Origin of the sequence: Actinomadura sp. NPDC000929 (genome assembly GCF_040492065.1) — a bacterium.
GTDB lineage: Bacteria > Actinomycetota > Actinomycetes > Streptosporangiales > Streptosporangiaceae > Spirillospora > Spirillospora verrucosospora.
The window spans coordinates 1-6,116 of record NZ_JBEUPA010000256.1 but is presented as its reverse complement, the minus strand read 5'-3'; the positions used below and the strand labels follow the sequence as shown (position 1 = coordinate 6,116).

At 73.8% G+C, this 6,116-nt stretch carries 10 protein-coding genes and 1 pseudogene; 9 read left to right on the top strand and 2 right to left on the bottom strand.

Features of this window, described 5'->3' with window-relative positions:
* From ABWI04_RS41230 to ABWI04_RS41215, 4 genes and pseudogenes are all read left to right on the top strand, one after another.
* Window positions 1–410: pseudogene (locus ABWI04_RS41230) on the top strand (hypothetical protein); the annotation flags it as partial.
* On the top strand, window positions 407–847 hold the full coding sequence (locus tag ABWI04_RS41225) for a roadblock/LC7 domain-containing protein (protein WP_205718435.1): 441 nt from the start codon (window positions 407–409) through the stop codon (window positions 845–847). The pseudogene ABWI04_RS41230 and the gene ABWI04_RS41225, both read left to right, overlap by 4 nt.
* Window positions 848–855: 8 nt before the next feature.
* Complete coding sequence (locus ABWI04_RS41220; RefSeq protein WP_185025215.1) at window positions 856–1,230, top strand: DUF742 domain-containing protein; 375 nt, start codon at window positions 856–858, stop codon at window positions 1,228–1,230.
* Window positions 1,211–1,813: a GTP-binding protein gene (locus ABWI04_RS41215; RefSeq protein ID WP_345183820.1), complete on the top strand. Its 603-nt coding sequence runs from the start codon at window positions 1,211–1,213 to the stop codon at window positions 1,811–1,813. Before ABWI04_RS41220 ends, ABWI04_RS41215 begins: the two co-directional genes overlap by 20 nt.
* Here the strand turns inward: ABWI04_RS41215 and ABWI04_RS41210 are convergent.
* Window positions 1,810–2,385, bottom strand: coding sequence for a TetR/AcrR family transcriptional regulator (locus ABWI04_RS41210; RefSeq protein WP_353835813.1), 576 nt, complete (start codon window positions 2,383–2,385; stop codon window positions 1,810–1,812). The two genes, ABWI04_RS41215 and ABWI04_RS41210, sit on opposite strands and share 4 nt — an antisense overlap.
* A 74-nt stretch (window positions 2,386–2,459) precedes the next feature.
* On the opposite strand from ABWI04_RS41210, the gene ABWI04_RS41205 reads away from it, so the two are divergent.
* The 3 genes from ABWI04_RS41205 (at window position 2,460) to ABWI04_RS41195 (ending at window position 4,821) form a co-directional block, all read left to right on the top strand.
* Window positions 2,460–3,602 carry an acyl-CoA dehydrogenase family protein gene (locus ABWI04_RS41205; protein WP_353835812.1) on the top strand — a complete coding sequence of 381 codons (1,143 nt, stop codon included), beginning with the start codon at window positions 2,460–2,462 and terminating at the stop codon, window positions 3,600–3,602.
* A 210-nt stretch (window positions 3,603–3,812) separates the two neighbouring features.
* Window positions 3,813–4,316: a hypothetical protein gene (locus ABWI04_RS41200; protein WP_345183815.1), complete on the top strand. Its 504-nt coding sequence runs from the start codon at window positions 3,813–3,815 to the stop codon at window positions 4,314–4,316.
* Window positions 4,317–4,494: 178 nt separating this feature from the next.
* On the top strand, window positions 4,495–4,821 hold the full coding sequence (locus ABWI04_RS41195) for a hypothetical protein (RefSeq protein ID WP_353835811.1): 327 nt from the start codon (window positions 4,495–4,497) through the stop codon (window positions 4,819–4,821).
* A gap of 12 nt (window positions 4,822–4,833) precedes the next feature.
* Here the strand turns inward: ABWI04_RS41195 and ABWI04_RS41190 are convergent, their stop codons facing one another.
* Window positions 4,834–5,073, bottom strand: a complete 240-nt coding sequence (locus ABWI04_RS41190) for a hypothetical protein (RefSeq protein WP_353835810.1) — start codon at window positions 5,071–5,073, stop codon at window positions 4,834–4,836.
* Window positions 5,074–5,166: 93 nt separating this feature from the next.
* On the opposite strand from ABWI04_RS41190, the gene ABWI04_RS41185 reads away from it, so the two are divergent.
* Window positions 5,167–5,508: a hypothetical protein gene (locus ABWI04_RS41185; RefSeq protein ID WP_345183809.1), complete on the top strand. Its 342-nt coding sequence runs from the start codon at window positions 5,167–5,169 to the stop codon at window positions 5,506–5,508.
* A 12-nt stretch (window positions 5,509–5,520) separates the two neighbouring features.
* Window positions 5,521–6,116 (top strand): hypothetical protein (locus ABWI04_RS41180; RefSeq protein WP_353835809.1); only part of this gene is annotated, 596 nt, incomplete at its 3' end.

Sequence of the window (6,116 nt, the reverse complement as noted above, 5' to 3'; positions counted from 1 at the left end):
GGCTGCTGTCGGACCTGCTCCGGCACGACCTCGGGCTCACCGGCACGCACGTCGGCTGCGAGCACGGCGTCTGCGGCTGCTGCACGCCGTCCGACCCGCCGCTCGACCCGCCGGAGGGCCGGGTCCGGCCGGACGGCGCCGAGCCCCGGCCGGGCGGGGTGGAGGACAGCGAGGTCACGGGACGGCTTCCGCGCCGGGTGCGGCAGGGTTCCCTGGCCCCGCAGCTGCGCGGGCGCTCCGCGCCGCGGCACGGCCGGCCCGCCGCCTCGGCCGGCGAGGACGATTTCGAAGAACCGAGCCCGGAGCTCAGCCGCGACCTGATGGCGTCGCTGCAGTCGGGATGGCTGCGCGGCAGGGTCGACGACGATCCGGGCGAGCTTGATCCACGCGATGAATGGGGGGAGTCATGATGCGGCAGGGCAACGCCTCGGGCGAGCTCGACTGGCTGCTCGACGATCTGGTGCAGCGGGTCGGCGAGGTCCGCCAAGCCGTCCTGCTGTCGAGGGACGGCCTGGTCATGGGCGCCTCGGGGGACGTCACCCGCAAGGACGCCGAGTTCCTCGCGGCGCTGTCGTCGGGCTTCCACAGCCTGGCCAACGGCGCCCGCGAGCACTTCCAGGCCAAGCAGGTGCGGCAGACCGTCGTCGAGCTGGACGGCATGCTGTTCTTCGTCATGCCGGCGGGCAACGGGAGCTGCCTGGCCGTGCTGAGCGACGCCGGCGGCAACGCGGGGCTGGTCGCCTACGAGACGACCATGCTGATCAAGCGGGTGCGGCGCACGCTGGCGGCCCAGCCGCGCGGCGCCGAGTCGCAGGACCCGCCGGTGCGCTCGGGCGCGTCAGGCTAGAGCCGGCCGTGGAGAGCCCGAGAGAGCGCTGGGTCGGGTCGGACGCCGGCCCGGTCGTCCGGCCCTACGCGGTCACCCGCGGACGCACCCGCCCCCGCGGGCTCGTCCTGGACCTGGTGACCGTCCTCGTCGCGACCGGCCGGACCCCGGCCGACCGGGTCTGGCTGTCGCGCGAGCAGCGGCGGCTGCTGGAGCTGTGCGGGCGGCCCTCCACGCCCGCCGACCTCGCCTCGGAGACCGACCTGCCGCTGCGGGTCGTGCAGATCCTGCTGGAGGACCTGCACCAGTACGGCCTGATCGAGGAGATGCCGCAGGCCGCGCAGACCGAACGCCCCGACCCCCGCATCCTCATGAGAGTGCTCGATGAACTCCGCCGCCTTTGACCCGACCGCCACCGCGCACGGGCGCGACGACGACGTCCCGCTCCACACCCTGAAGGTCCTGGTGGCCGGCGGCTTCGGCGTCGGCAAGACGACGCTGGTGAGCGCGGTGAGCGAGGTGCGTCCGCTGCGCACCGAGGAGGTCCTCACCGACGCGTCCGTGGGCGTCGACCACCTCGGCGGGGTGGAGGGCAAGACCACCACGACCGTGGCGATGGACTTCGGGCGGCTGACGTTCTCCGGTGGCGTCCGGCTGTACCTGTTCGGCACCCCGGGCCAGGAGCGGTTCTGGTTCATGTGGGACCAGATCGCCTACGGCGCCGTCGGCGCCATCGTGCTGGTCGACACCCGCCGGCTCAGCACGAGCTTCGCGGCCATCGACTTCTTCGAGCAGCGGGGGATCCCGTTCGTCATCGCGGCGAACCGGTTCGAGGGCGCCCGCCGCTACACCGTGGAGGAGATCCGCGACGCCCTCGACGTCGATCCGGAGGTCCCGGTGATGATGTGCGACGTGCGGAGCCGGGAGGTGGCGCGGGGCGTGCTGGTGGCGCTCGTCGAGCACGCCCTGCAGGCGGCCCGGAGCTAGCCGGCCGCCATCCGGGCCACGATGAGCGACGCGAGCGCGGCGTAGGCGGCCGAGTCGTCCAGGCCGGTCTGCGCCTTGATCTCGCCGCGGTGGATGGACTCCATCACCTGCCCGGCGACGGCGCCGACGAACGCGGCGTCGCCGCCCGGCGCCGCCTCCCGCACGAGGCCCTGCACGCGCCGCACCGCGTACCGGGTGTTGCTCTTGTAGATCTCCCGCGCGGGGGCGAACGCGTCGAGGTCGGCGAAGAACGCGGCGGACGCGGGGGCCAGCTCGACCGAGATCGCCCGCAGGTAGGCGCCGACCCGCTCGCGCGGGTCGGCGCTGCCGTCGACCGCGGCCTCCACGCGCTCGGTGGCGCGGCGGAAGAAGGCCCGCACGACGGCCGTGATGATCTGCTCCCGGCTCGCCGCGACCGAGTACAGCGTGCTCTTGGAGCAGCGCAGCAGCGCGGCCAGGTCCGCGACGCCCAGCTCCGCGAACCCGCGCTCCAGGAAGAGGTCCATGAGCCGGTCGATCAGCGTCTCGCGCCGCCGCGACGCCCGGGTCGCCCGTTCGTCCACCGAGGTCATGACGGCGACAGTACCAAAACGGGTTCGCCGGTACTGCTTTTGGTACGGTTGGCGGTGCCGAAAGGAGACCGCCCATGCCCGCCACCCGGCACCTGCCGACCGCCGAGTCCGAGGACCTGATCGCGCTCACCCGCGAGATCGCGGCCAAGGAGCTCGCGCCGCGCGTCGCGGACGCCGAGCGCACCGGGACGTTCCCCCGGGAAACGTTCACGACGCTGGGCCGGGCGGGCCTGCTGACGCTCCCGTACCCGGAGGAGTTCGGCGGCGGCGAGCAGCCCTACGAGATCTACCTTCAGGTCCTGGAGGAGATCGGGGCGGCCTGGGCGAGCGTCGGCGTCGGCGTCAGCGTCCACGCCCTGTCCTGCTTCCCCCTCTTCGCCTTCGGCACCGACGAGCAGCGTGCGCGGTGGCTGCCCGACATGCTCTCGGGCGAGCGCCTCGGCGCCTACTGCCTCTCCGAGGCGCACGCGGGCTCCGACCCGGCGGCGATGCGCGCCAGGGCCGTCCGCGACGGCGACTCCTACGTCCTCAACGGCGCCAAGGCGTGGACGACCCACGGCGGCAAGGCCGACTTCTACACCGTCATGGCCCGCACGTCGCAGGAGAAGTCGCGCGGCATCTCCTGCTTCCACGTCCCCGACGACACCCCCGGGCTGGAGTTCGACGAGCCCGAGGACAAGATGGGCCTGATGGGCTCCACCACCGCGACCGTCCGGCTGGTCGACGCGCGCGTCCCCGCGGACCACCTGATCGGCCACGAGGGCCAGGGGCTGTCCATCGCCCTCGCCGGCCTCGACGCCGGCCGCCTCGGCATCGCCGCGGTCGCCACCGGCCTGGCCCAGGGCGCGCTCGACACCGCCGTCGCCTACGCCAAGGAGCGCGAGGCCTTCGGCAAGGCGATCATCGACCACCAGGGGCTCGCCTTCGTCCTGGCCGACATGGCCGCCGCCGTCGAGTCCGCGCGCGCCACCTACCTCGCCGCCGCCCGGCTCAAGGACGCGGGCCGCCCCTACGGCCGCGAGGCGTCCGTCGCCAAGCTGGTCGCCACCGACAACGCCATGAAGGTCACCACGGACGCCGTGCAGGTCCTGGGCGGCGCCGGCTACACCCGCGACTTCCCGGTCGAGCGCTTCATGCGCGAGGCCAAGGTCATGCAGATCTTCGAGGGCACCAACCAGATCCAGCGCCTGGTCATCTCCCGCCACCTCGCCCGATGAGCAGCGCGATGACCTGCTGATTCACCACACCGCTCTGACCCGATCCGATTTCCGGCCCCGTTCTCGGCACGGTTGGCTGGACGTGAAGCGGTGACCGGCCACAAGCGATCATAAGCTGCGGTGTCTGCCGTTCTTGGGGTGTTCTCGTCCCACCCTTTGCGAAGGTTCGTGCGACGCTCGACAGTGCCGCACCGACCGTCTGGGGGGCTGATGAAGGCGCTGCTGAACTCGCTGAACGAGCCCGAGAAGGCTCTCGTCCGGGAGACCGGGAGGGCCGAACTCTCCGACCTCACCGAGGACGGGCTCGTCGATCTGCACACGCGGATCCGGCGCGCCCGCAACAAGTACAGCAAGCTGTACCGCCGCAGCGCGAGCGCGCGGATCGAGGAGCACGGCGGACGGGGCAAGGCCCGTCCGAAGAACACCCGCGCCGCTCAGAAGGCAGAGGTGTTCGAGGACGCCCTGGCCCGCGTGAGCTGGTATCTGGCCAGGGCCGCAAGGCGCAGCGCCTCGGAGATCAAAGCCGAGCGCATCGCCGCGGCCAACCCGTCCCGCCCAACCCCGCATCAGCCCGGCGCCCCGCAACCCGAGTCGATGACGCCCCAAACGACGGCTCGCCGCAGACCCACGACCGCCGACCCGGCCCTGAACCGCCGCCACGCCGCCACCCGCGCCAAGGGCGCCCGCCGCCAAGCCCGCCGCGACGCCCGCTGAGGATGCGCGGCCCAGCCCGTCCTGCTCAGTGAGATCGCCCGATTGGGCACGCTGCAAGGAGACCGGCGTCGCTGGTGCGGTGCCGCCCGCATCCGGCCATATCCCCTCGGCGAAGGGGCCTCCGCCCGCGGAGCGGGAATACCGTCGCCGTCACCTCGATCGAGCGGGAGGCGGGCCGATGCTGTTCGGCGCCATCGGTGGAATCGCCACCGCGATCTTCATGGTGTTCCTTCCCTACGACGAGGGCATGGTCGCGGTGTTCCCGCCGCAGTCGGCGGCCCTCGCCTCACCGGGGCTGCTGATCAGCCTGCTGCTGTCGGGCTCGGCGATGCCCCGCCTGACCTTCGCGACCTGCCTGCCCGCGATGGTCGGCGCCGTCGTCGGCGCGGTCGGAGCGCTGTTCAGCGGACACGCCGGCTACGCCCTGGTCTGGGTGCTGTGGGCCGTGATCTTCTTCTTCGGCCAGCAGCGGGCCTTCCTCAAGGTCCACCAGGCGTCCGCCTGACCCCGGCGCCGCCTACCCTCGCGGGCCGGCGGCGCCCTCGCCCGGCTCGGCGCCGCGCTTGCGCAGTTCGCGGCGGATGTCGTCGGCGGTGAACGGGGAGCCGGCGGCCAGTTCCTCGGGGGCGACGCCCTCGCAGGCCGCGTCCGCGTAGGCGTTCAGCAGGTCGTCCTTCGCGGCTTCGACCTGTTCCGCGAGGTCGCGGTAGCGGGTGGTGGCGAGCTTGACCTTGGCGCCGGCTTCTTCAGGACCCATGCGGCACACCTACCCGAACCCGAGCGCATCGCTCGTGGGTGATTTGTGCGGCGTGTCACTATCTGCCGCCGCCCCGGACCCTACCGTCGGGTCATGTGGCAGTTCGTCGTGTGGGGGCTCATGGGGGCCGCGGCCAACCGCACGCTGGCGTTCCTGGAGGCGAACCGGCGCGTGAAGGGGCCGCCCTGGCGCTACCCGAAGGGACCGGGCGGCCGGTACTACCTGTTCGCCTGCGCGCTGCACTGCGCGCTCGCCGCGATGGTGACGTCGGCGGCCGCGGCGAGCGACCTGATCGACGCGCCGTGGCTGGCGTTCGCGTGCGGCGCGAGCGCCCCGGCCGTCATGGCGAAGCTCGGCCGGTACGCGCTCTGGGCGCTGCCGCCGGGCCCGGGCGGCGACGGTGAGGACGACGACGGGCCCGGTCGGGCCGGATGAACGGGGGAAGCGATGCCGAGTCCTGATCGCGGCTGGCGCGGGCTGCTTGAGGCGTTCTCCGACGCACCGGCCGCCGGCGGGCCGGGGACGGCGCCGCCGGGCGGAGCGGGCCGGGCGCGGCTGCTGCTGGAGGCGTTCTCCGACGCCTCGCCCGCCTTCGCCGCGGACGGGCCGGGGCCCGCGCCCTCGCACGCGGCGGATCCGGGGCGGGCGCTCGCGCGGGGGGCCGTGACGTTCGGCGTCCTCGGGGCGGTGTGCACGGCGTGGGCGGCCGCGGAGACCGGGACGTCCGCGGCGGCGCTGCTCGCCGCGTTCACGTTCGCCGTCCTGGCCCTGTTCGTGGCTCCGCTCGCCGGGTTCGCGCGCGCCGGGGCCGCGTCGGCACGGGCGCAGGGGGTCCGCGAGCGGTCCGCCGACCGGTCCGGGAGGCTCCGCGACAGCTTCTGGCACGCGCTGGGCTCGGAGGAGCGCGACGCCGTCCGCGGCGTCGCGCGCCCGCGCCCCTTCGGGCCCGGCGCGGCGAACCATGGGCCGGGGTATCCGGCCGACTACGGCGTCGGCCACCAGACGGGCTGGAGGAAGGTCCGCGTCGTCCGGGCGGGCGGGGA

Coding starts and splice junctions, on each gene's coding strand:
- ABWI04_RS41225 (WP_205718435.1), top strand. CDS start 407: ATGATGCGGCAGGGCAACGCCTCGGGCGAGCTCGACTGGCTGCTCGAC.
- ABWI04_RS41215 (WP_345183820.1), top strand. CDS start 1,211: ATGAACTCCGCCGCCTTTGACCCGACCGCCACCGCGCACGGGCGCGAC.
- ABWI04_RS41210 (WP_353835813.1), bottom strand. CDS start 2,385: ATGACCTCGGTGGACGAACGGGCGACCCGGGCGTCGCGGCGGCGCGAG.
- ABWI04_RS41205 (WP_353835812.1), top strand. CDS start 2,460: ATGCCCGCCACCCGGCACCTGCCGACCGCCGAGTCCGAGGACCTGATC.
- ABWI04_RS41200 (WP_345183815.1), top strand. CDS start 3,813: ATGAAGGCGCTGCTGAACTCGCTGAACGAGCCCGAGAAGGCTCTCGTC.
- ABWI04_RS41195 (WP_353835811.1), top strand. CDS start 4,495: ATGCTGTTCGGCGCCATCGGTGGAATCGCCACCGCGATCTTCATGGTG.
- ABWI04_RS41190 (WP_353835810.1), bottom strand. CDS start 5,073: ATGGGTCCTGAAGAAGCCGGCGCCAAGGTCAAGCTCGCCACCACCCGC.
- ABWI04_RS41185 (WP_345183809.1), top strand. CDS start 5,167: ATGTGGCAGTTCGTCGTGTGGGGGCTCATGGGGGCCGCGGCCAACCGC.